Origin of the sequence: Saccharothrix espanaensis DSM 44229, assembly GCF_000328705.1 — a bacterium.
In the GTDB taxonomy this organism is placed as follows: domain Bacteria; phylum Actinomycetota; class Actinomycetes; order Mycobacteriales; family Pseudonocardiaceae; genus Actinosynnema; species Actinosynnema espanaense.
In genome coordinates this window covers 2126806-2150802 of record NC_019673.1, presented here as the reverse complement: position 1 = coordinate 2150802, position 23997 = coordinate 2126806, and the positions used below count along the sequence as shown (strand labels likewise).

Genomic DNA, 23997 nt, shown 5'->3' with positions numbered 1-23997 from the left:
GTCGACGGAAGGGACGATTGCCGGCGACGGCAAGGGAGTGCACTGCGGTGTCCCGATCGCGGCAGTCGGGGAGGACCGGTTCGAGCACGGTGGCTCTCCGGCTGGGCGGCATCGGGCAACCCTGCAGTGGACTACTGTGCCTTCGCCACCCTGGCCGCCACTCTCATCTGCTTCGAACAGCTCGTCAAAGCAGCCACGTGAGACCGGCTCTTAATTGTGGCGAGGACGCCGAGCCAACTCTGCTCGAGCGGCACTGGCTACGACGGCGCTCACCTGCTCAGGCGGAAGTACAAAAAGTCGGCCAGCACCACATAGACCGCTCCGGTGACGACACCGACCAGCACTCGAACAAGGCTCGGCGCCGACAGGCCCGCGCCGACCATGCTCGCCGCGACACCGAGCAGCGCAGCCGCTGGCAGCAGAATGATAAGCGTCCAGAAGTACGAGCCCGTGGTCCTCCGGGCCATGGCCGTGGCGATTGCCCGGCCAGCGACCGTCGAATCGCGAAAGGGTACGACCGCACGGTCAGACACGGTGGTCAGGCGGTCCAGGATTGCGTTCATGATCGAGTACCTCTCGAGTTGCACCCGGCGAAGTCACGCGATCACCATGACGAACAGTAGCCCGACCATGGCGACGAATCCCAAAAGCGCCACCACGCGGACGGCGGGCGAGCCCAAGAGCCCCGACCCGAGGCCACCGGACGCGAACTTGTCTACCACGATGACGACACCGCCCACCACGGTCAAAAAGAAACTTGTGAGGATATTGCGGACTCCTTCCACGTGATTGCAGAACTCGGAAGATCGTTCGTACTCGAGTAACAGGACGGCTTCCGTCTCATCGTATCCATGGGCTGCCGACATTACTCACCGTTCCCTTCGGACGACTCTACGAAACGCGCCTTCCAGGTAGCGCGACCAGGCCTGCGAGACGATCCGGCAACTACCGTAACACTTCGCGCGCCATCTGCGATGTAAGAACCGTACGCGCCTCGACAGGATGGCCAAGAATCACCACTGGCCGCCATGAGACCGTTTCCACCTTGAGCGCGCCCAGGGAGTCCTCGCATGAGTAACAAGACATTCATCAAACAGTTGAAACGTGACAGCGAGACGAACAAAATCGCACTCATCCTGGGCGCAGGTGTGAGTTCGGCGGCCACCAAAGGGGCGTTGGTCGCGACCTGGCAGGGACTACTGCTCGACGGGCTAGAATTCTTAGCCGACATAGACTCGGATCCGGGACCGGCGAAAATCTTCCACACCGCGCTGTCGACCGCCACTGACGCCGACGCGTTGGTGGCGGTCGCCCAGTGGGTCAGGAGCCGTTTCAACAGGGTGCCGGGTGAGTTCAGCGACTGGCTGAACCGGACGGTCGGCGACCTAGAGATCAAGGACACGACGTTGCTCTCGACTCTGCCGAACGTCGAGCGCATAGTAACCACGAACTACGACATCCTGGTCGAGCGACACCTGGGGCGCCAGTCGCTTAATTGGACCGACGACAATGCGTCCAACGAGTACCGGCGCAATCCGAAGCCGTACGTCTTCCACGCCCACGGTCTCTATAAGGATCCACGGTCGATCATTCTCAGCGGAGAGGACTACGGTCGACTCGAAGAGGACAACGGCGTCCATCGGATGCTCACCGACCTCGCCAGCTCGTACTCCCTGTTGTTTATCGGCTTCGGCCAAGGGTTCGAGGATCCCAATTTCCGCCGATTGGTCAACTGGCTACGGAACGAACAAGGCACCTCTCCCTATCGACACTACCTACTCCTCCTCGATTCCGAGCGAACATCGGTCGACTTCTACCGCAACCTGTCTGGCAGGATCACCCCCATCTTCTACGGCGCTGACCACTCCAATTTGCCCAACTTCCTCGCCGACCTGACTCGGAGCAACACAAGACCTGCGGACGAGTTGCTTTCCGTCGTCGCCGAGCCGCCGGCCGAGCAGAAACTCACCTATGCACAGCTACTGCCGAGCGAAATGGCTCTCATCATCGGGGACGTGGAACGGGAGCTAGGCGCAGCTCTCCAGCTCTCACCTTTCCAACTCTCCGCCTTGAAGCTGTGCCGGTCGGCCGTAGTCGACGGCAAGTCCGGCCTCCTGAGCGCCGTGACCGGAACCGGCAAGACCACGATCGCGAGAATAGCGGTCAATATGGCGGTCGCCTTGGGGAAATCAGGCATAGAACTGCTGCCGACCAAAGCGCTGGTCGCGCAGGAGAGGAGCGAGTGGGATCGCTGGATCGACGCCTGGACCACCAACTCTCACAAGAAGATGCGGGTGTACGGTTCGAGCCGGGACTACCCGGAGAACGACCGCCCGGTGTCACGGGGACGATACGAAGTCGCCTTGGCGATCTACGAGAAGCTGGGTGTATACCTGGTGAGCGGTCGGACACCACTGGCCAACACCCGCATTGCCGTAGTCGACGAGTTGCAGATGCTCGTCGAGAACAGCCAGCGCGCGGCGAAGCTAGAAGCCATCCTCACCTCCATTCGGCTCATGCCGGAAGCCCTGCGACCGGCGATTCTCGGGCTCTCCGCGACCCTACCCGCGGACGCGACCGAGTCGCTAAGGCGGTGGTTGGGCGTGAACGAGGACATGATCGCGATGTCCAATCAACGCCCGATCCCCCTCGACACCTACGTGATGGACGCGATCGGCTGGAAGGTCCAGCCCGATGCCCACCTGTTCAACATCCCCGGTCAGGCGCCGCCGCCGCCGTCGGACTACCGGAAGCACGACCTGAACGGCCGCCTGCAGCAAAACAGGGAAACGCTCTCAGGCAAGATCCCCCACCTGGCCACCGGTGAACTGGCCGCCACGCTGATCGACCACGTCCTCGAGAAGGACGAGAACCGCAGAATCATCTGCTTCGTACCTTCGAGGACATCGGCCCTCGAACTCGCGTCGGCCGTGCACGCTCTGCTCAAGAACCGCACCGGCGCGCCCACCAAGGGTTCCCCGTGGAGCCACGGCAGGTTCGCCACGGAGCAGACCGCCGAGAACTCCGAGGAGCGCTACAACGCCCTGCGCTACTCCGACCTACCCCAGGCTGACGTCGTGGTCAGGGGATTGAGGGAGGGCGTCGCCGCGCACAGCGCATCGTTCCCCGCCCCGCTGCGCAGGCTGCTGGAGGACGAGTTCCGCCGCGAAGACGGTCTGCTCCGCGTGCTCATCGCCACGGACACGCTCGCGGTCGGGGTGAACCTGCCCGCCGACACGGTGATCGCCACGAGCATCTCCGGGTACACGGGAACACCCAGGCGCAGGCACCTCCTCACGCCGTCCGACCTCGACAATAAGGCGGGCCGCGCTGGGCGCCGGGGCAAGACCCAACGCTCCCGCGGTGAGTTCTACCTGATCGCCAGCGCGTTCGACCTGGAGAACATCGAAGGGCTGTCAGCCCCCGACCTACAGACCCTGTCCACCGTCGAAGGTATCTACAACGAGTTCGTGGCCACCGACACCCGCACCAGCAAGATCGCTTCCTGTTACCGCACCACCCCTGAGTTGAGCAGCCTAGTGCTGCACATCCTCTGCCAGGACGGGTTCGCCCGCGAGGAATCGGCGTGGTTGCGTCGGGTCGAGGAAATCCTGTCCTGCGTGCTGCTCGCCCACGAGAAAGACGCCCCAGCACTGCCTTCGGCGCAAGAGGTGCTGGACGAGCTCGTCACCCGCAAGCTGGTGGTCAAGCGGCATAACGGGAAGCTCACCCTTTCCGGAATCGGAGTCGCCTTGGCCAGGTCTAGCCTGGACCTCGACGCGGCCAACACCCTGGAGCGGCTCGCCCGCTTGGTGTCCGCCAACGCCGGCGACATCGATCTGCTCTGGAACACCTGTCGCAGTCAGTCCATCCAGACGACAACAGACTGGGTCTCACTGCCGCCGGTCGCGACGAAGCACTACCCTTCGCTCAAAGAAGCCGTGATCCGCCTCGGCAATGCCTACTGCGCCGAGTCGGAACTGCTCCGCCGCGACGCGGCACGGCGCTGTGGCGCGAATAACTACCCCGTGCGCGAAGCGCTGGTCGAACGCGGTTCCTCTGTCGTCTCGACGGAGTTGCGGGAACTGCTCCTCTCGGACGGGGAGACCGCGTCCGACTCTGACGTGACGGCACTCCTTCGCGCCCTGGTCTCGTACGAGTGGTCCCGCGGCCTGCCGTTCGGCGAGATTAAGGCCCGCTTCTCCACCGTCGTCAAGTCGGAGGAGAGCCAGCCCGGCGAGGCGCCCATAACCATCAAGATCCATTATTCGGATGTCGAGCAACTGTGCGAGCAGATCGCCGGCGTGATCAGCAGCGCAGCGGAGATCTGCGTGGCGATGGACGGCTTGGACTACTCAGGCAGGGCGATGAGGCTCGGCCAAGAGGTCGAAACCGGCCTCCCGGCCTGGCTGGCGCCGATCGCCAAGATGAGGATACCGGCCCTGCACCGGGAGCGGCTCGCCTTCCTGTGGGACGCCAAGCCGCCCGCCGACTCGATCGTGGAGGTGCTCGAACGCCCCGAGTTCGTCGAACACCCCGGTATCCGCCGATCCGACCTCCAGAGCGCGGCGCAGACCATCAGCCTGCGCGAACAGGAGGACCAGACGTTCCGCAACCGCATCGCGCAGCGCTGGGCGGCTACCTTCATCCCGGGCGGCGAGGGCGAAGTGTTCGAGGACATCAGCGACCGCCTAGACGCTGCACAGGACGCCAAGGACTACCTCGGCGTCCTGTGCGACCTCGCGAATAGCCTGCGGGTCGACGTCGGGTTGATCGAGCGGGAGAAGCAGTTCGTCTCGGTGTTGTGGCAGGCGGGGCAGAGGATCGCGCGCATCTACGTGCCGAGCGGTCCGTTGACCCAGGCTGGCGTCGAGTGGGTGGGCAAGAGGAAGGGGATGGTCATCTTGAGCACTCGGATGGTGCCGGGTGCCATCACGGCGTCCGACCAACCCACTCAAGCGCGGTTCGTCCAGCCCGAGCATCTGCTGTCGATGCTGGCTCGATTGATCGACACCCGCGAGACGGGCCTGCACCCCGAGGAAGTCGTCGACGGCGTGTCGCGGATTATGGTCTCGTCGTTCAGCTCGGAGAGCTGGTATCTCTACGAACCGGACTCCGTGGGCGCGCCGCCCCCGTTCCCCGGCGACGAACTGCCGTCCCTGGAACGAGCGGTGGCCGTTCCCTCTGCCGACGACTCCATGCTCGACTGAGCGGGTACGGCGGTCCGACGGCGGACTTTGCCTGTTCCCGTCTCGGCCTGCACGAAAAAGCCGCCGGACACCTCGACGAGGCCCTCACCTGAGGTTCCCCCGATAACCCGAGGCAGTTGCTACCTGGATGCGGTCGGTGCCGCCCGGTCCACCGAGCTAGCGGCCTGGCTCGATGCCAACGCCGACCAGGTCAAACTGCACCTGGTGCCCGGCTACAGCCTCGAGCTCAACCTTCGACGAACTGCTCGACACCGACCTCAAGCGCGACATCAACGCCTCCCGAGCCCCACACCGTCGACCGCCTCGCTCCAAGACCCGGCGCTTCCGCCGCCAGCGCCAGCCGCACATGCATCGCCCATTCGGTAGCCAGTTCATAAGAGCCGGGTGCCACCGCTGTCAGAGACAGAGGGCTGCCAGTCAGGAGTGCGGGGCGGGAAACGGTTCGGCGGTTGGTGGTCGGCCCGGAGCCATGCCGATCTCCTTCAGCATCCTCGTCATGCTCTCGACCACTTCCGGTACGGCCGCGTTGACCCGGGCCGTGTACTCGGTGCCATGCCTGCTCCGCAGATGATCGGCGATGTAGAAAGCCCTTGTGCCGAACCGCTTTTCGAGGTCCAGGAAAGCTGCTGTCGCTCGCTCGACCAATGCCGCTTCGGCGTCGTCGACCGGCTGCGGCTCGATGACACGCGAAGAGAGCCGCCTGTGGTCCTTTTCGCGCGCGTCCTCCAGTGACCGGACGTTGCCCGACCGCACACTGCGTGGGGTGTGGTCTCGTGCTGTCTCTTGCGGAGCCATTTCGCGGTTGCTGTGGGCGACCTCGCCGGCGAGGTTCAGGAGCCAGTCGCCCAGCCGCCGGATTTGAGCTGCGGTCACGTCCCATGCTTGTGCGCTGTTGGGGTTGAAGTAGATCAACGCTCGGGCGAGTGGGGGTGCCGCCGGTCCGTACCCGTCTCGGACGATCTTCGCGTGCGCAACCTGCATACCGTTGTCGTGCCGCATGACGGCGATGGATGGACGCTGATCCGCTCGACACCACGGCTGGCGAAGCGTGCTCGGGCGGTCGGCACCGGGGCAGGTGCGGCACGCGTAGACCTTCTGACCCGACTCCGACATGCCCCACGTGCACCCGCCCCGAGCGGCCGAGCGGCAGGTGGTCCCTGCCGCAGCACACGCACGACTTGCCGCTGGCCTGTCGAAGGGTGAGGCTCTTAATGATCTGCTCGGTGGCTGTTCTCGTCATGTCGACCTCCAGCTCGTACCGATTGGTCGGCTTAGCGTCTCTCCTCCTGGAGGTCTCCGGCCAACGGGGAGGACCTCCGGTGGACGCCGCGTGAGGGTGCGCCTACCAACCGTCAAGATCAGTATGAGCAGGACCTCGTGCCGGGCACTCGTCGGTCGCGGCTTGACCGGGGCTCAACTCAGCCGACCGACCGCTTTACTCCCGGCAGCGACCAGTCAAGGGATCGATACGCCGTTCCTCACGCCGAACCACACCGCGTTCGGCCAGGTAAGCCGAGCAGAGTAATGACCAGAGACGATACGAAACGAAGAGTCAAGGTGTCACTGAGCGGCGTGCTCGACCTCGAAGAACGAACCAAGATCACAAAAAGAGGGCCCTCGCAGTGTCTGACCTGCGAAGACCCTCTTGGCCGTCGGGACGACAGGATTTGAACCTGCGACCCCTTGACCCCCAGGGTGGATTGGATCATGACCTGACCTGCGGAAACGTCTACGTGGCAGATCGCGGGAGTGTAGTTGGATGCACTTGGACGGAGCTCTATCCTGTTGCCACACCTTGACTTCTCCCAATTTCCTCCCATCTTCCTCCCACGACGGACCTGCGTCGAACGCGTGTACACAAATCAAGTGCTTCTACCGCAGTCGCATCGCAACTCAAGTTTCACTCCTTCGTCGTGCCGCTCGTGGGAACCTACAGCTCTCGCGCTAAGTGGAGATTGCCTTCACCCAGCTAACAGGCCCCGCCGGATTGCGAACCTCCGTAGCGCCGATCTACCGCGCAGCGCCAACAGCAAGCGGGACGGTCCGGCGCTCTGTTTGAAGTTGCGATCCTCAGCAAGCACCGCCCAGCGTACTTGCCGAATGCCCTCAACTTCGGCGCCAACAGCCTACACGGAGCCTTTTTCATCCGGCAGTGACCTCGTAGTTCTGTAGTACGTGGATGGCTTTGGCCAGTCGGCCGGCGCGGTGGGGACAGCAGCGGAGCTTGCGGAGGATGCGCCAGGTCTTGAGTTGGGCGTTGGCGCGTTCACCGGGTCCGCGCAGCCGTGCGTGGGCGCGGTTGGCTTCTTTCTGAGACTTGGGTTTGTTGCGGCCCTTGTACGGGGTGAGCACGTGTGCGCTGGTCTCGTCGTATCCGTGGTAGCCCTTGTCGGCCAAGGCGATCAGTCCGGTGTCGCGTAGTGCGGCGAGGAGGTTCCAGATCCGGGCGGCGGCGGCGTCGTGCGTGCTGCCGGGCAACTGGCCTGATACCCACAGGATCGTGCCGTCCGGCGAGGCGATCACTTGCAGGTTCACCCCGTGCATCTTGTGTTTGCCCGAGTAAAAGGGTCGGTCGGCGGCGATCCGGTCGATCGGGATCAGGGTGCCGTCGACGACCACGTAGGCCAAGCCCTGTCGCTTCGCCGTCCGCAGTTTCGGCGCCCGCCGGGCGAGCAGTTCGACGGTTTCGTTGACGTACCGCCAGCAGGTCGTGGTGGAGACGCCGAACCCGGCGCCGACCTCGGCGAAGGTCTCGCCCTTGCGCAGGTATACCAGTACCAGCAGGGCTTGCTGCGCTGGATTGAGTTTGCGCCACACCGAGCCCGTCTGCCGACGGTGGGCGCGGACCAGGCTGGATACGAAGGTCAGGGTCTGATGTGACAACGGCAGCGCGGCACGGTAGAACAGCATGCGAAGCCCTCGGTGTAACAGGACTGATCTTGGTCGACAGCCCTCTTACCGAGGGCTTCATCCGTTGTCACACCGACACACCGACGAACCTCGGTTTGTGGCCCACATCCCTTGCCCGCCAAGGCACCCGCACCAGGATGAAAAAGGCTCACGGCATGGCCGCCACGAAGATCGTGCGAAAAACAGGACAAGAACGCGACAGATCCACGACAAGCCGTGTCCGGCCACGACGTCGATCAGAGTGGAGATAGGTTGGACGGCCTCCGCAGGTTCAGCACATCGAACAGACGAGGTTCACAAGTGGATTCAACGCCAGGTGTCACGATCGAGCTCGCGGTCCTGGACCAGGACAGCAAGAGGTTCGGTGTCGCGTCTAGTCCGATCAGGACCGGATCGGTTCAGGTACACGGCTGGCAAGTTCACCCGATCAGAGTTGCGCCAGGACAGTTCGACGACGCCAAGGCATACCTTGTCAAGCTCAACTACGAGCTGGAGACCACGCCGAGCACACCGGAGCTGAACTGGTTCGAGTTCGGTGTGGAGCTGCGAGCGGGTTCGGTGGTGGACGCGGTCCCCCACCACACCCAGCCCACCCAGACTTCCCTGTCGTACGTGGTGAACGACCACCTCAACCTGGTACCGGCCACGAACGGGACGACCTCCGCCGCGCACCTTCCTGCGGCGGGCGAGACGATCCACACGTTCGGCGTCGGAAGCAACGGTGTCCGCTGGCAGCACAGGGCAGAGCCGGACGCGGGAGTGCGGCCGGGGTCGCGGGTGGTGTGGCTCGTGACGCTGGTCGAGCAGGGCTCTACGCACCTGGACCTCACCGTGGTCGCGCGCTTCGACCAGCGGCCGACACTCGACTGGAACGTCCTGCCCGCACTCACACCGGCGGACCTGCGGATCGATCTCCCTACTGCGCCGAACCTCCGCCCCGCGGTGACAACCCAACCCGCGAACGCCACAACCGTGACGCTACTTCCCTCCGGCCCGCGGGTGTTCATCTCCTACGCGCACGACAACGACGCTCACAAGCAGCAGGTCCGGGACTTCGCGAACCTCCTGATGGGGTGCGGGTCCGACGTCCGGCTCGACCAGTTTGCAGGGCCAGGACGCAAGGATTGGTTCCTCTGGGCCATCGACAACATCGACAACGCGGACTTCGTGATCGTCGTCGCGTCGCCCAAGTGCATGGCGGTCGGTGAGGGCAAGGCCGACCGGAACGAGAATCCCGGTATGCACTGCGAGTTGGGCGTCATTCGCGACCGCCTGCAGGGAGACCGCGAGCTTTGGGAGCGAAAGCTCCTGCCGGTCGTGCTGCCCGGCGAGTCGGTCGACAATCTCCCGGTCTTCTTGCAGCCCCAGGCGATGAACCGCTACGAGATCGACGAGCTGACCGAGGACGCGCTCAGCGACCTGCTGGCCGCGATCCACCACGGGATCGAGGACGACGGCAGGTCGCCGGTCGTGCTCACGGTGACGACCACCGGTCGTGCGCTCGCGGATTCCTGAACTTCGGGGGAGGTCCCGGACTCAGTACTCCATAAGATTTTGATCGTTCGGGGCACGATGTTCCGGATACCCGGGTTGGTGGGGTGTGGCAATCAGTCCTCTGCCGTTGGATGGCTCGTGACGAGTGGCCGCCCCGCCGATCTGGACGCCTCGGCCTCTGATTAAGACCTGTGCGCGCAGTCGCTGTTTATGGAGGTGCCGGCGGGGTCGTCCACGGGTCTCCAGCTGCGGAAACGGGAGGACGGGGCCGCGTGGCGGTTCGCGAACGGCTCTGGGTCGGCATCGACGTGGGCAAGACCGCCCATCACGCCTGCGCGGTGGACGAGACCGGGAAAGTCGTGTTCTCCCAACGGGTCGACAACGGCCAGGCCGCGATCGAACAGCTCATCGCGCGGGCCGGCAAAGCCGCTGTCGAGGTGCGGTGGGCGGTGGACCTGACCTCGGGCGCGGCCGGGCTGCCGGTCGTGCTGCTGTTGACCACCGGACAGCCGGTGGCCTACGTGTCCGGACAGACGGTCAACCGCATGGCGGGCGCCTTCGGCGGCGAGGGCAAGACCGACGCCAAGGACGCCCGGGTCATCGCCCAAACCTGCAGGATGCGCGGCGACCTGCCGGAACTGTCCGTGCCCGACCAGGTCGTGACCGACCTGGCGGTGCTCACCGCGCGACGGGCCGACCTGATGAACAACCGGGTTCGTGACGTCAACCGGCTGCGCGAGCTGCTGTCCTCGATCTTCCCCTCTCTGGAGAAGGCGCTGGACTGCACCACCCGCGCCGCGCTGACCCTGCTGACCGGTTTCCAGACACCGGCGGCGGTCCGCGACGCGGGTGAACCCGGCCTGTCCCGCCACCTGCATAACCTCGGCGTGCGTCCCGGCGCCGCGCACACCGTGACAGTCAAGGCCCTGGCCGCCGCGGCCGGGCAGACCGTCGCCCTGCCCGCCGAAGCCGTCACCGCGCCGCTGATCGCACGCCTGGCCCGGCAGCTGCTCGACCTGGACCGCGAGGCCAAAGACCTCACCAAACAGATCGGCGACACCTTCCGCACGCACCCTCAGGCCGCGATCATCGAGAGCCTGCCCGGCCCGGGGCCGGTGCTGGGCGCGGAGTTCCTGGTCGGCACCGGCGGCGACCTGTCCGCGTTCCGCGGCCCCGACAAACTCGCGGCCTTCGCGGGCCTGGCGCCGATGCCCCGCGACTCCGGTCGGGTCACCGGCAATCTGCGCAAACCCCGGCGTTATCACCGGGGCCTGCGTCGGGTGTTCTACATGGCCGCCCTGTGCTCCACCATGCGCGAAGGCCCTTCCCGAACGTTTTACCAGCGCAAACGAACCGAAGGTAAACACCACATCCAAGCCCTGATCGCCCTGGCCCGCCGCCTGGTCGACGTGCTGTGGGCGCTGCTGCGCGACAACCGACTCTTCACACCCACCGTTGCCAACGCAGCAGCAACCCCCACAGCCGCTTGACACGGATCATTAAGACTCGTCCTCACCGGACACCCGGTGGTCGGGATGGTCGCGGTCGGCCCTGCTCGCGAGGTGCAGCGGGCCGGGCAGCAACGTCCGGCCGTCCCAGGCGATCGACTGATCGCAGAGCCGGGCGGTCAACGCGGCGAGGCTGGTGGGTGTCCACGAACCTCCGAGCACCACAACGATCTCCTTGGCCGTGTAGGAATGCCAGGGCTTGCGCAGCTCCGACTTCGCGTCGTCCGGCAACGTCCACCTGGTGTACCTCGCCCCCGCGTCTCCCCCCTTCGAGGAAAGCAGAGTCGACCTTCCTGCGAATAGCCAGGACGGCACGGTGCTGCCCTCAAGGCGGTACACCTTCCGATCAGGCGCCGCTGGCTTCTTCTTGTCGGCCGGCATGTTGGTGTCCTTCTGCCTCGTCACCGGCCTGCCGATCTCCGACACACCGGTGCTCACCCGCACGACGGCGACGTCCTTCCCGTTCTCGCGCAGCACGTCTCCTGGCAACGGCCCCTTGCCGAACCTCGTGTTCGGCAGGCCCGGCCAGATCTTCCGGGCAGCAGGCCCGTCCACGAACAGCACGACCGGCACATCGCCGAGCTCACCGGTGACGAGGTTGCACAACCTCCGTTCAATCTCCGCGCGAGTCCTCTCCACCTTCTCCTTCGACCGGCCGAGCCACGAGGTGCCGATCGACCCGGAATGGAAATCCGCGATCGCTTCTCCTGTACGACACCACGAACCTTTCTTGTCGCTGTACATCAGCACGCGCCACGCCTCCAGGTCGCCGGGAACGACGTGGAACGCGCTCATCGTCACCACCAGTGGGCCGCTGCCGCGTTCCGCATGCTGTGCTCGCACGTGCACACCGACCAGCAGAACCGAGCGGTCCACCGAGCTGGGCAACTCGGGGTCCGCGATGGCCCTGGGCAGCCTTCCGTCGAGCACTCCTGCTGTCCGGAGCAGGTCGCGCAAAGCCGCCCGCGCGGCATGCTTGCGTTCCGATGCCGAACGCGGCGCAGCGTCCTCGGGCAGGACCAGCGGTTCGGTGGCCAGGAATTGGCTGGGAATCCCGCGATGACCAAGCAGCCTGCGCAAGTGCGGCTTCGCGTCGCGGTCGAGCTCGACCGCCTGGTGGTACTCGGTCTCCAACCACGCGACGACGAGGTGGTCCTCCCCGTCGCTGCGGGGCAGACCGTCGAGCAGTGCCGCGCGGTTCAGCGTGCTGTGGTCCAGCAGGTCAGGGCAGTGACACGCGACGACGTCCATCCTCTCGTTCACCGTAAACGGGGGTCCGCCGTGCTGGGGCCTGACAAGGATGCCGGTCAGCTCCTTCAGCTCAGCGAGCATTCGTTGCCGTGCGCCTGTGGTCCGGTAGACGCATGCGATCGTGACGCGCTTGTACCCGCTCGCCCCAACGGCCGCGACCGGCAGCCCTCCCTTCTGGTACTTCTTGACCCTCGGCGCGAGCTTGATCGACCTGTCGATCGGATACTCGAGCGGCTTCAGCTGCGGCAACTCCGCAGAGATGTGCTCCTGCAGTCTCATCAGTAGGCGCGGGCCGGGGCCGCTGCCCAGTGAGTGGAAGCGGCTGCGCCAGCGCTGCGGCCGGAGCACACCAGGCCGGTCGGGCAATTCCTCTGGGATGTCCAGCGGGTCAAGCTTGCAGGCCTCATAGATCGTCGCCGTCGCCGGGTGCAATGTCACCCTGCGATCGCCCAACTCCTTGTCCTTCCGGTACTGCATGGGCAGGTGGAGGATCGGCAACCCCGCGTCGACCGGCTCGATCCACACATTGTTCGACCAGTGACCCTTCGGCGAGATCCGGGACAGGTGCGCGTCGAAGCAGAGCACGGGGTCCTCGACGCCTGCCCTGGTGACCAGACGGCCGGTCACCCGAAGCATGCTGAAAGCGGTCCCCTTGCGATTGGCGATAAGGTCATCATCCTTCCACGCCACCAACGCACCGCTGGTGTCCATTCGCAGCTGGAGGGGCTCGCGTCCGTCGATCACTAGAGGGTGCTCTCCGAGGGTTCGCATGATGCGCCACATCCCGGTGCGAAAGACCCAGTTAGGTGCCTCGGGAACCTCGCCATCACGAAGCCTGATGAACTCCGAGAAGGGGCGCGCGCGTTCGGGTTCCGGCAGTAGGGGTGCGAGGGTCGACACATCAGCGCCGCCCCGGACGTAACGCTCCCACGCGTTCGTCGCGATTCGCATCCGGTAGTCCATCGCACCGTCGTCGGTGAGCAGAAGCATGCGGTTTCCGCTCGCACGCTCGGTTTCGTCGAGGTCGTACTCGTCGAACAACGTCACCGGCCTGCCAGTGGCAGAGGTGAGTCCGCGGGCGAGGCTCGCGTACGGGGGCCCCCACCCGCGTTCGGTACGCGGCATTGCCGACCAGGCTTCGGAAAACTCCTCAGTCAGCGGATAAGCGGTCACCGCACCGAAGATCTCGTCCAGGTACTTCGCGGGCACACGGAAAGCAAGACTGATCAGCAAGGCTGGTCTCCAGTGTCCGGTCGGTCCGCGAACTCCAGGAAGGCTCGCAGGGTTCTGCCGTAGTACCGTTCCATCTCGCCGAGCTCGCCGCTCGCTCTCCACTCGTCGCGCAGAGCGGTGATCAACGACGCGAAGCTCGTGCCCGCCGAACCGTCGGTGAAGGCGCCGTCCACGAGGTGCAGCACAGCGGATGTGCCACCTCGTCGTGCCCGCCCGATGAGCTGGATGGCACCGACGATAATCTCCGCCGTCACGCCGAGCTTGACTTCCTTAGGTTGGCAGCGGAAATAGGGCGGCCTGTTCACGATCTGCTCGAAGTAGGTGCCCGCCTTCTTGCGCCGTTCCTCCAAGAGGCCGAGCGGATCACCGGTCGGGCCCCGGTGGCAGGTGAGTGCCCTGGCCTGGATGTGCGCGAGCAGCTCGGCGGGCTCGTCGATGAGCGGAATGGGCCGGACGAGCAACCACACGGACCCGAGGGCGGATCGGTCGCCAGTGCCGATGATGTTCACTCCACGCTGAACGCGGGCAAGAGGTGCGATCAGGACGTCGGCGCCCTCGATACTGGGAAAGCTCTCCAGTCGATCGGCGGGCAGCTCCCACCACTGTCCTGTCAGGATGGCGGAACCGGCGCCCCCCTCTCCGCGTGGCCGCGTCGCGAGACAGATGCGCGACGCGGGGACGCCAGCCTCGGAGAGTCCCTGCGCGACCTGCTTCGCCCCATCGTAGGAGGTCGTAGCCAGCAGCACCCTGGCACGGTCCCAATCCGTCACGGCGAGCCCTGTCAATTCCTCGTCCAGCCTTGGCCACAACAGTTTCGCCAGCCGCACCAGTGCGTCCGCCCGGTCCTTGCCGTCCAGTCCGGACACCTTGATCACGTTGCCGGCCTTGTCGACGACCTTCTCCGCCACGATGGTCACCTTCTTCTCGTCGGTATCACCGTCGTCCTTCTTGCCGACGTTGGCGACCCACCACTTGGGCATGACGTGCAGGTGACTGTGCGGAGCGTGGGGGAAGTACGAGGTAGCGGACATGCCCAGGACGATCCGCCTGGTTCCGGCCTGCGCCAACGCCGTGATGTCACCGAGGCTGATCGCGTAGAGGTGCGGGTCACCGCCGAACGCCGCGGTGGAGAGCTGCGCCGGATCGTTGCCGCTGTCGTCGTAGTACTCGGTGAACGCGAACACCAAGCGGCCCAGCGGCCCCGTCGGCATGACCCGCCACCTGCCGTAGGTGCCGAGAGCGTCGGCGATGTCCTGAGCCGACTCCACACCGATGTCGACCAGTTGGGCGTTGCTGGCCATCAGACTGTGCAGAGACCACCGGATGCGCTCGAGAATCGTCCTGCGCAGCACGCAGTTCGCCACGAGCGCCTGACCCTCGTCCTCCACAAGGTCGAAGAACTCGGCCAGCCGTACTCTCGCCGCGACGATGGCCTGTCCGGCAAGGCCGCTCGTCACAACCTTCCGCAACACATCGCGCATTTCCTGGTACTTGGGGGGATCACCCGGCTCAGGCTCCGCCTGGTCGGGGAATATCGAACGGTACAACCGCATCTGCCCGTCGGTGGGTTCGGTGTCCAGTGGCTGCCCGAACAGCTGGTTGGCCAGTTCGTTGTCCCACCGCTGGGGCACGATCCAGTCCCTGCCGGGGCCGGGCCGCCGCGTGCGATTCTTGTTCTTGCGGGAGGCGCCCAGCCGTTCATACCGCAGATGGCTGACGTAGGTCTCCGCGAGGTACCGCAACGTGAAGTAAGCGTCACGGACGCTCGCGTCCACCTCGTCGCTGAGCATGCCGAACGCCGCGCCGAAGTCTTGGTCCAGTCTGCGCAGTGGCGTATTGGTCCGGCCGCCGTGGTCGAGCACGAGGCCGCGGCCGGCCTGTTCGATCATCGACCGCTGGAACGCGTCGACCTCGTCGACGACCATGACCTGGCACCGCCGCAGCAACAACTCCTCGACGGTGACCCGGTCGTTGCGCCTGAGTCCGTCGTCCACCGGCGTCTGCAGCACGCCCAGTTGGAGGTTCACGTGCGAAGTCACGATCACGTCGGCGGTGCAGGCCTCCCGCGCCGCGCGGTAACGGCCGCAGGTCGTCCGCCAAGGGCAAGAGAAAGTCTTGTCCTTGCGATGCGGGACCGGCTGACGCAACGCCGCACAGGGCTCGCGACCAGGCACCCAGCCGTCGACGGACTTGTCGCTGGAAGCGACCGCCGCGAGCGCGCAACCGTAGCCGAAGCGCTCCCAGATCCAGTCGGCCGACGGACCACCGTCTGACGCGCGTGCTGCCGCCGTCTCCGCCACCTTGATCAGCGATCGCGGAGAGACCAGGGGAACGACCGAGGCCGTCTCGTTCCCGAGCGCCTTGATGGCCCTCCCGATCTGGTACGTGGCCTTGACGACATCCGCGTTGGTGGGCAAGACGAATGCCACGGAGACCTTGTTCTCCACCGCCCAGCAAGCGAAGGTCTCGATCAGCACGACGGACTTGCCGAAGCCGGTGTAGGCGAGCAGCTCGTTCAGCTCGCCGGCACTCAGGTCGAGCTCCTTGATCTCGCCACCTGCGCGGTCACGCACCTGCTGTTCGAACCGCCGAACAGAGGTAGCCCGGTAACCATCGGAGGCGACATCGTCCAGCAGCTTGTCCAGACGAGTGGCGATTACCTCGAGTTCGTCGAATGGCACGACAACCTCAGAGCGAGCGGGCGCGTCGACGATCCGGGTCAGCGGCCGGCTCGGTTCCTCGTGATGAGCCTCGATGCGGTAGCGGAAGTTCACATAGGTCTGATCTGTGCCGTCGGCACCGATGATGCGCGTCGTCGTCGTATAGGTCCCCGCGGTCGCGGGTTGAAGCGGCTTCCGGTTGGCGACGTACAGCTCGTCGAGCTCGGTCAGCGCCTGGTCGATGAAGTCCGTCAGCGGCATGCCAGGGCTGACGATGATGCGCGGGTTCTTCATGTCGTCGTAGTCATCGGCCGGCTCACAGCCGGGAATCTCACCACCCTTCAGCAGTTCGTCGAGCACCCGCTCGGCCATGTCGGCGTTTGCGAGTTGATTGGTCCGCTTGCGCAACAGTCTGGCGAACCTCATCGCGTCCATGTCGGACAACCGCCGCCGCCACCGGTCCCAGTCGGTGATATGCCCGTCCAGCACGTACAGCACGTGGTCCCGCGTGACGATCGCGTAGCCGCCGTCGGGATCCTCCGGAAAGTGCCTGGCGGCCAGCCCGATCGCCGCGGTGATGATGCGGGGCAGCACTTTGCCTTTGGTCGTCATCGAGCCTTCCTCACAGCGGTGCGGACCTGTCCCAGGAACTTCGTCTCGGTGGTGACGGCGAGTCCGGGCAGCGCGTCCCTTAACGTCTCCAACTGCCACTCACACGACTTCGGCAGTAGGACGCGAGCACTCGGCGGTCTTGTCCGCAGGCGTTCGATCAAGGAGCTGAGGGACAGGCATTCCTTGACATCGACAGAGAACTTCTCGTCGCCCGCCTCTACCAGCAGGTCGAAGCGATCGCGGAACGGCCAGAGCAACACCTTCGCCCCGGCGCGCTCGGCGGCCGCCGCGATCCTCAGCTCGCTCGCACCCGGCACGACCACGAAACGCCAGACACCCGCGTCCACGCACTTCGCACCCTCCACAGCCTTTCCGGCGGGTGGGGAAACGCGCCGCGCGCTGTCCCGCCGACGCAACGTCGGCCGGGTGCCGGGAACCAGGTCGAAAACGGCGCTGTGAGGCCGGTAGCGACACCTCACCTTGCCGGTCGAGGTCACCGCCATCGGCCACTTGCACTCCAAGCACGGCCACCACCATCCCTGGGCGTCCAGGCCCCGGTAAACCTGGTCCTCCGGGATAGCCCGGTAACCACCTTTCGCCAGCCGGACTCCGCCGACGCGGTCACGCAGTTCGACCAGCTCCTGCTCACCACCCGCCGGGTGCTCGATCAGGAACCTCCGCGAAGCGACGTACTCGTCCTGCTTGGTGGAGGTGATCATGGCGGTGAACACCCGCTGCCGGATCTGATCCGAGTGCATCGTTGTCCACGTCGGCAGCCACGACTGCGCTCCGGCGGCGTCCTTCAAGGGGACCACGTGTTCGCACACGAGGTCGTAGGCGTTCTCGGTGAGCCGGCCTTCGTCATCCAGGAGAACAACGTCGTCGAGTTCCGCCCGTTGCTCCCGCACTCCCGCGAGCAGACCTCGAAGCGGTAGGCGAAGGCGGTCGACCAGCTCCGCAGGTGTTACCGGTCCCTTGCCTGGCCCGTGCGCCTCCATCACGACACCGGTCATCCTGGCGATCTCCAGCATGGCGGAATTGCGCTGCACGTCGCGAACCGACCAGGCGTAGGCGGCACGCAACGCCGCAGCGACGACTCGATGTCCGGGTGCGTCGGTGTAGTGCAGTCCCAGCGTGTTCTCGCTCATGCTTTGCTCTCCGGGCACCACTGGTTGAAGGGACACGTCGTGCAGACCTTGCCGGGCTTCGCGGTGAGCGAGGGCGAGGCGTGCCAGGCTTCGGCACGGGCTCGAACCACCGTCCTCGCCGCCGCGACGACCTCGGGATCGTCGACGTCCAACTCTCCGGTGACCGGACCGGACGCGCTCAGCCGCTCCAGCTCGACGCGCACTCGCTCCCCCGCTTGAATTCCGTCCTCAGCGGACAGGACGACAGCGAGGGCCAACTGGGGGAACTGGGTCAACAGGTCGCTCTCGTCCAGCGCCGAGACGGTCTTCGTCTCGCGGACACTCCAGACATCGCCTGACCGGTAGAGCAGGTCCATCTTCGCCACGACCACGACGTTCGCCTTCGAGTCGAACACCACGACCGGCAGTTCCGGATGCGCCTCGACGTGCCCGGCCGGACCGCGCAGCGCGCAGGTGAGCGTGTGGTCCGCGATCATCTGCACGCCGAGCCTCGCCTGCTCGCCGGCCACGGACCATCGACCGGCCGACCACTCGTCCGGTGTGGGCGGAATTTCGTCCGTCGCGCAAGTGCGCGCCGGCTCCCGGCGATGCAGGTCTTCGAGCCATGCGTGAACGGCCTGTCCGCGCCGTGTGTAGTCGCTGTCCTCCGCCGTACGTTCACGCGGCAGGAACAATCGCTCCGCCACCAGACGGGCGGGACACTCGTCGAAGGACCGCCCGGATGACAACGACCAGGAACGCCGGGGCAGACTGCTGCCGTCCACTCCGAGCAGACCGGGCCGGACCGGCACCGCTGGGCACAGCCCGATCAGGTCGCAGCCGCCACAGTCGGGACCGGGCAGGTAACCGATTCCCGAAGCGGCGTCGACCACAGCGGGCTCCGCGTCCCGTCGGTACTTCTCGTGGGCTTGCTGGGTCGTGCCCTCGAAGAGGACGTTGTAACTGCCGTCGGAGCATCCGATCTCCACGACCCGAACCCGATGAGGCCCAGGGGCGGACCGCAGCGCCAGAGGCCGCTTCTCCCACATCCCGCTCAGCACGACGCCGGCGCTCGCGACCACGCCCGCCACCAGAGCGATCTCCGCCTCATCGCGTGCCCGGTCCCGCACAGATCTCGTGCGCAGCAGGCGCAACTCTCGGACACCGCTTCCCTCGAAGCGACGACCGGACACAACCTCCTCGTGCGTCACTTCCCCACCGTCGCCGACGTCGAACTGGCGGCGGCGGCCCCAGTTCCGCGACACGGGAGTGAGCTCCGATTCGTCCGGCAGTGCCTGACCCCACGCAATCCCCGCCGACGCACTCAAGTAGTGACGTACCGCCTTGGCGACCCATCCGACCAGCATCGGCGGCGGCGACCTGTCGGCGTGCCGTTGCCAGTGCTGTAGCGCTTCCCCCACGGAGTAGCCGTCGTGCTCGACGTAGTCGAGCACCTTCCCCAGCGCCGTGGTCGCCCCCGCCTGCCGGACCGGCAGTACCTCGGATTCCACACGCAGCGCGGGTCTCATCCCCACCGCACGGCGCTGAGGACAGGTCTGTCCACCCTGTCGCACGTCGAAAGGACGAACTCGCCACAACCGATCATCACCGGCCACTCCGGCCGGCGCGGTCCACGCAACCATTCAGCACATTCCCTCAAGCTTGGAAGCGGTACGACGCGATTCCTCGACCACACCGGCTGAGCTATCGTGCCGTCCTGTGAAAGACGGACGGAAGTTTCATGGCCTCTTCATCGGGGTCGACAACTACGAGTCGTCGGCGTTCGGACGGCTGAGGTACGCCAAAAAAGACGCGATCGCATTGCACGCGCTTTTCACGGACACCTTCAGCGAGAACGCCATCCTAATGCTCGACTCAGCGGCAACCAAGGACAAATTGACGACAGAAATCGGACACGTCCAGGCAGCGAGCACGGACGAGGACGTCGTCGTGATCACCTACTCAGGGCACGGCACCCCTGACGGCTACCTGGCCACGAGGGACGCGAGGCCCGATCACCTCGCGGAGACAGCGCTAAGCCTCGACCGCCTGTTCGACCTGGTGTGCAGGATCAGGGCACAGGTCGTCGTCCTGGTACTCGACTGCTGTTTCTCCGGCCGGGCGGGAGCCAAGGTCCTGCGTGCGCCCGAGCACGGGGATTCCGTGCGGGGACCGGGTTCGGCGTTCGAGTCGGTCGCTGGAGACGGGATCCTCGTCATCGCCGCCGCAGAAGCTGACCAAGAGGCACGGGAGAGCGGCGAGTTCCGGCACGGCCTGCTCACCCACTACCTGCTCGAGGGACTGCGCGGCCACCCCGCGGTCCGCGACGGCGCCCGCGTCTCTCTGCTCAAACTGGCGGACCACGTCGCGAGCAAGCTCCACCTGCACCCGCCCAAACCCGGCAAGACGCAGCAGACACCGGTGGTCACTGGCAGGATGACACACGTTTCGCTGCCGATCCTCGTGCCCGGGCCGCACTTCGCGGCCCTCGTTGATGAAGTCGCACCTCGGCGCGCCACGCGAGCGATCTCGTCGCTGGCTGACCTTGGCGTGCCGGGACCGGTGATCACAGCGTGGCAGAAACGCCACCCGCGCCTGAACGACCTCCAACTCCGTGCGATCAACGAAGGCGGCGTTCTGCGTGGCGAAGACGTTCTGGTCAGCGCCCCGACCTCCGCGGGCAAGAGCTTGATCGGCGAACTCGCCGCCGTCCGTGCGGTCGCGGACGGCGGTCGCGCGGTCTTCCTGCTCTCCACCCGTGCCCTGGTGAACGAGCAGTACGACCGCTTCCGAGAAACATACGCGGCCGCCGGCATTCAGGTCATCCGGGTCACCGGTGAACTGCGCGACCAGACCAAGAGGTTCGTGCAGGGGAACTTCGACATCGCGATCCTGACCTACGAGAAGTACATCGGCATGGTGTCGGGTCTGCCCGGACTGCTCTCGAAGACGAACGTGCTCGTAGTCGACGAAATCCAGACGCTGACGTTGCCGGACCGCGGTCCCGGACTGGAGCTCCTGCTGGCGTGGATCAGGCTCCGGCGCCTCAGCGGCACCGTCCCGCAGTTCGTCGGTCTGTCCGCGGTGCTCGGTGAGCCCGAGGAGCTCGCGCAGTGGCTCGGCGCGGAACTCGTGGCCGCCACGCACCGCGACGTTCCGCTCCTGGAGGGCGTCATCACAGCCGAAGGTGAGTACCGCCATCTCGACGAGAGCGGGCAGGAACAACGCGTTCAGCTCATCTCCGCCGGTGACGAGGACGACCTGCCGTCGCGGGTGGTTCGCGCTCTCGTTGACGCGGGAGAGCAGGTGATCGTGTTCATGGCCACGCGCCGTGAGGCGATCAGGTTCGCGCGCGAACTCGCGGGCGAACTCGGCCGCCCTCCCGCTTCCGCCACGACCGCCGCCCTCAGCAGCCGAGGACACGGGCGTCTCGTCGAGGAACTACTGCGGTGCCTGAAAGGTGGAGTCGCCTTCCACATCTCGGATCTGGGAGAAGACGCCAGGATCGCGGTCGAGCGCACGTTCCGATTCACCAACAGCGAGATCCGTGTCATCGTCGCCACCACCACGCTGTCGCAGGGGCTGAATCTCGCCGCGGACGCCGTCGTGATCGACCGCCTCCTCCACCCCGGCGAGCCGGAGCGGCCGTACTCCGTGGCGGAGTACCGCAACATGGCCGGGCGCGCGGGACGCACCGGCATTGCGCCTAGGGGCCGGGCCTTCGTGATCGCACGCGGACCCGTTGACGCGAAACGGAAGTGGAGCGACTACGTCACCGCGGCCCCGGAGCCCGTGCGGTCCGTGCTGACCGGGCACGACCTGCGCTCATTGATCCTCTTCTCCTTCGCCGGACCTGCTGCGGAGCTGAGGATCATGTCGGCGACGCACGTCGAGGCTTTCCTGAAGTGGACGTTCGCGGCGCATCTGAACGACGCCGGGCTCTCGGCCCGCTCCTTCTCCCCGAGCCAGGTCACGAACGCGCTGACCGGCCTCGTCGAGGAAGGGTTGATCAGATCGGAGGCCGACGGCTTCGTGCTCACCGCGCTGGGTAAGGTCGCGCTCCGCAGCGGCCTCAGCGTCGACTCGGTCATCGCCCTCTCCCAGGCACTCCGCGCCGTTTCCCCCACAGAGCTCACCAGAATGACCCTGGTCGCCGCCGCACATCTCACCGAAGAGCTGCTGGACGTACGGTTCTCACTGCCCAAGGGGCAGTGGCGCAAGGAATGGCTTGCCCTGCAACAGAAACTCCGGCATCAGAACATCGCGGAACCGATGCTGGAACGGCTCTTGGGCGACTACGAGCCGCTGAGCCCGGGAGCGGCGCGCGCGCGGCGCAGTCTCGCCTGCGTGCGCTGGAGCCGCGGTGTGTCACTTCCGATGATCGAACGGGAACTGCTGGAGCACCAGTACATCGAGGTGACCAGCACCGGCCCGGTGGAACAAGCCGCACGGCGCACGAGCGACGTCATCGAGGCCGTCATCGACATCGCTATGGTCGTGCACCGAGGAACCGACCTAGGAGACCTCACGGAAATCCTGCCCGCCCAACTCGAACTGGGCGTCCCCGCCGGCCTGGTGCCCGTCCTGCGGCACCTGGCTCCGCGCCTCGACCGTGAAGCCTCCCTCGACCTCGCGCGCGACGGCTTCGACACCGCCGGGGCGATCCTCGGCGCGGACGCGGACGACCTGCTCGCTCACGTCGGTGACCCCGCGCTGGTCGCCACTCTGGTCGCCGCAGCGGAGAAGGCGGACGCGCGCGACGAGGTGGACGAGCCGTTCGACTTCCCGCCGCCCGTCGACTGAACCTCCACCTCACAGGCCGTCACGGTCGCGGGCTCAGGCGCCGCGGCCGTGCGTCTGCTCGATGTACGCGATGATGTGCTGCCAGAGCACGTCGAAGAGCTCGTCCGCCGACAGCAGCCGGTCCGGGTATCCACTGCCGAAGCTGCTGAACCGGAACCGGCCCTCGCCAGCCGCCGCGTCCCACTCCGCAGCCGCCCATGCGTTGATCCCGTTGCCCAGCGAGCTGGACCACCCGTGGGACACTGTCAACCGGTCAGTCCCGAGCCAGTCCTGCAACCGAATTTTCGCCCCGTACACCTGGCGGCCCTGTGACTCGACGCGAACATCGACGGAGCTGTCGCCAGTCCGTGCATGACATTCGTACCCGAACCGCACGAGCGAGGACGCGTCCTGGCGGAATCGTTCGCCGAGTCTGGCCAGCCCCGATTCGAGAGTGCCGAACGGGCTGAAGTCGATCGGCGCCACCTTCGGCAGCCGAAGTGCTCCTGCCGGCGCGGGAGCGGGCCCACTCCAGTGCCCCGGAGTGAGCCCAGGTGAATCGACGCCCTTCATGCGCTTGAACGCGATCCGCGCGAGCTGCTCGACCGAGTACTTCTCCAACTGGAGGTACCCGATCGAGGACCGCACGAACTCCTCAGGGATCTTCACATCGCCCACGACGATCGGCAGCAGGTAAGGATCATGCCTGCGCTGCAGGCCGTACGTGACGGCCGCGGACAGCTCGTCCATCGGGTAGTCGCTGTCGAAGTACTCCTTGGACAGGAACGGCACGACATACCGGGCCAGCTCACCGCCGTAGACCCGCCGGAACTCCGTAACGAAGTCCCGGCCCCACATGTCCTCGGTGACGTTCTCGTCGAAGAAGACGGCGAGCCCCAGCGACTCACACTCCCAGGCGAACTTCTTGGCCGAGGCCCGCTGTGCCCCGGCAAACGACACAGCAAGATCGTACTGCGACATCCAGCCATTCTAGTTCGCGGTCGATGGCGAAATCCCCGCAGGCCCGTTTCCTGGTTGCCAACCGACTAGCCAACAGGAAACCCGTTCCACCGACCGCCGGAGATCTCGCAGGATTGTTGTGTCGACGACAACCCGAACCACACGAGGCATGAACCCGTTCACAGAAGAAAGGGCGCAACCATGCACACGCACATCATCTGCACGGTGCTTAGCTCGTTGTTCGGCTGAA

Annotated in this window: 13 protein-coding genes; 4 read left to right on the top strand and 9 right to left on the bottom strand. The window is 65.8% G+C overall.

Annotated features, from left to right (window positions below; translation table 11 throughout):
- Positions 1 to 269: 269 nt before the first annotated feature.
- Positions 270 to 563: a hypothetical protein gene (locus BN6_RS10105; protein WP_015099498.1), complete on the bottom strand. Its 294-nt coding sequence runs from the start codon at positions 561 to 563 to the stop codon at positions 270 to 272.
- Positions 564 to 596: 33 nt separating this feature from the next.
- On the bottom strand, positions 597 to 749 hold the full coding sequence (locus BN6_RS46560) for a hypothetical protein (RefSeq protein ID WP_158509364.1): 153 nt from the start codon (positions 747 to 749) through the stop codon (positions 597 to 599).
- Positions 750 to 1070: 321 nt separating this feature from the next.
- Between BN6_RS46560 and BN6_RS10095 the strand changes: the two genes are divergently transcribed.
- Positions 1071 to 5210, top strand: a complete 4140-nt coding sequence (locus tag BN6_RS10095; protein WP_015099496.1) for an SIR2 family protein — start codon at positions 1071 to 1073, stop codon at positions 5208 to 5210.
- Between the two features lie 417 nt (positions 5211 to 5627).
- Here the strand turns inward: BN6_RS10095 and BN6_RS10090 are convergent, their stop codons facing one another.
- Both BN6_RS10090 and BN6_RS10085 read right to left on the bottom strand, forming a co-directional pair.
- Positions 5628 to 6122: a hypothetical protein gene (locus BN6_RS10090; protein WP_148302802.1), complete on the bottom strand. Its 495-nt coding sequence runs from the start codon at positions 6120 to 6122 to the stop codon at positions 5628 to 5630.
- A gap of 1230 nt (positions 6123 to 7352) precedes the next feature.
- Positions 7353 to 8120, bottom strand: coding sequence for an IS5/IS1182 family transposase (locus BN6_RS10085; protein ID WP_015099494.1), 768 nt, complete (start codon positions 8118 to 8120; stop codon positions 7353 to 7355).
- A gap of 789 nt (positions 8121 to 8909) precedes the next feature.
- Here BN6_RS10085 and BN6_RS48505 point away from each other — a divergent pair.
- Positions 8910 to 9635, top strand: coding sequence for an SEFIR domain-containing protein (locus BN6_RS48505; RefSeq protein WP_231905175.1), 726 nt, complete (start codon positions 8910 to 8912; stop codon positions 9633 to 9635).
- A 251-nt stretch (positions 9636 to 9886) separates the two neighbouring features.
- The gene (locus tag BN6_RS10075; protein ID WP_015099492.1) at positions 9887 to 11104 is read left to right on the top strand and encodes an IS110 family RNA-guided transposase; all 1218 of its coding nucleotides are present in this window, start codon (positions 9887 to 9889) and stop codon (positions 11102 to 11104) included.
- 9 nt (positions 11105 to 11113) lie between these two features.
- Here the strand turns inward: BN6_RS10075 and BN6_RS10070 are convergent, their stop codons facing one another.
- Genes BN6_RS10070 through BN6_RS10055 form a run of 4 tightly spaced genes read right to left on the bottom strand, consistent with a single transcriptional unit; the run spans position 11114 to position 19459 of the window.
- Positions 11114 to 13606 (bottom strand): RNaseH domain-containing protein, encoded by a 2493-nt coding sequence (locus BN6_RS10070; protein ID WP_015099491.1) that lies wholly within the window; start codon positions 13604 to 13606, stop codon positions 11114 to 11116.
- A complete protein-coding gene (locus BN6_RS10065; protein ID WP_015099490.1) occupies positions 13600 to 16878 on the bottom strand; it encodes a hypothetical protein in 3279 nt (1092 codons plus the stop codon). Before BN6_RS10065 ends, BN6_RS10070 begins: the two co-directional genes overlap by 7 nt.
- Positions 16875 to 18026, bottom strand: coding sequence for a restriction endonuclease-related protein (locus BN6_RS10060; RefSeq protein WP_015099489.1), 1152 nt, complete (start codon positions 18024 to 18026; stop codon positions 16875 to 16877). The genes BN6_RS10065 and BN6_RS10060 overlap by 4 nt, the downstream gene beginning before the upstream one ends.
- Positions 18023 to 19459 (bottom strand): PD-(D/E)XK nuclease family protein, encoded by a 1437-nt coding sequence (locus tag BN6_RS10055; RefSeq protein ID WP_197540251.1) that lies wholly within the window; start codon positions 19457 to 19459, stop codon positions 18023 to 18025. The genes BN6_RS10060 and BN6_RS10055 overlap by 4 nt, the downstream gene beginning before the upstream one ends.
- Positions 19460 to 19724: 265 nt before the next feature.
- Here BN6_RS10055 and BN6_RS10050 point away from each other — a divergent pair, with 265 nt between their 5' ends.
- Positions 19725 to 22808, top strand: a complete 3084-nt coding sequence (locus BN6_RS10050; protein WP_015099487.1) for a DEAD/DEAH box helicase — start codon at positions 19725 to 19727, stop codon at positions 22806 to 22808.
- Positions 22809 to 22841: 33 nt separating this feature from the next.
- On the opposite strand, the gene BN6_RS10045 is transcribed toward BN6_RS10050, so the two are convergent.
- Positions 22842 to 23768, bottom strand: a complete 927-nt coding sequence (locus BN6_RS10045) for a toll/interleukin-1 receptor domain-containing protein (protein ID WP_015099486.1) — start codon at positions 23766 to 23768, stop codon at positions 22842 to 22844.
- Between the last annotated feature and the right edge of the window lie 229 nt (positions 23769 to 23997).

Coding starts and splice junctions, on each gene's coding strand:
- BN6_RS10105 (WP_015099498.1), bottom strand. CDS start 563: ATGAACGCAATCCTGGACCGCCTGACCACCGTGTCTGACCGTGCGGTC.
- BN6_RS10095 (WP_015099496.1), top strand. CDS start 1,071: ATGAGTAACAAGACATTCATCAAACAGTTGAAACGTGACAGCGAGACG.
- BN6_RS10085 (WP_015099494.1), bottom strand. CDS start 8,120: ATGCTGTTCTACCGTGCCGCGCTGCCGTTGTCACATCAGACCCTGACC.
- BN6_RS10065 (WP_015099490.1), bottom strand. CDS start 16,878: ATGACGACCAAAGGCAAAGTGCTGCCCCGCATCATCACCGCGGCGATC.
- BN6_RS10060 (WP_015099489.1), bottom strand. CDS start 18,026: ATGAGCGAGAACACGCTGGGACTGCACTACACCGACGCACCCGGACAT.
- BN6_RS10045 (WP_015099486.1), bottom strand. CDS start 23,768: ATGTCGCAGTACGATCTTGCTGTGTCGTTTGCCGGGGCACAGCGGGCC.